Source organism: Campylobacter taeniopygiae (assembly GCF_005406225.1).
Taxonomy (GTDB): Bacteria; Campylobacterota; Campylobacteria; order Campylobacterales; family Campylobacteraceae; genus Campylobacter_D; species Campylobacter_D taeniopygiae.
The window spans coordinates 1-522 of record NZ_NXLY01000067.1; the positions used below are offsets into that span (position 1 = coordinate 1).

At 35.2% G+C, this 522-nt stretch carries 1 protein-coding gene; it reads left to right on the forward strand.

From position 1 onward, the window contains the following. Positions 1–522 (forward strand): FlgK family flagellar hook-associated protein (locus CQA75_RS09305; RefSeq protein WP_407920031.1); only part of this gene is annotated, 522 nt, incomplete at both ends.

Genomic DNA, 522 nt, shown 5'->3' on the forward strand with positions numbered 1-522 from the left:
GGAGTAGCCTCAAAAAGCATATTAACTCAAACTAGTCGTTTTGAATCCACCATGACTGATGGAGGAAGAAACTACAATCTTACTCTTGAAGGACATGTTTTAGTTGATGGGGAAAGCTTTATCCCTTTGCAAATCATTACAGATGAAGTCAGTGGCGATCATAGGATAGTCTATCAAACGAGAGATGAGAAGATAGTTGATATGACAGATAAGCTTTCAGGTGGAAAAATTGGTGCTCAGCTGGAACTTAGAGGAAGGACATATGATAAGAAAACCCAAAGATATGATGGAGGCATTTTGCAAGGCTACAAGGACGATTTAAATACCTTTGCAAAAACCTTGATCACTCATGCAAATAATATCTACGCCTCATCAGCAAAAAGTTCTGTTCAATCTGACACTTTATCATATCTTACTGATGATACAACTTTAACTAATTATGATAAAAATATCCAAACAGGAACTTTTGATGTGATTATCTATGATGATAAGGGACAAGAAGTAAATAAAAAAACCATTACT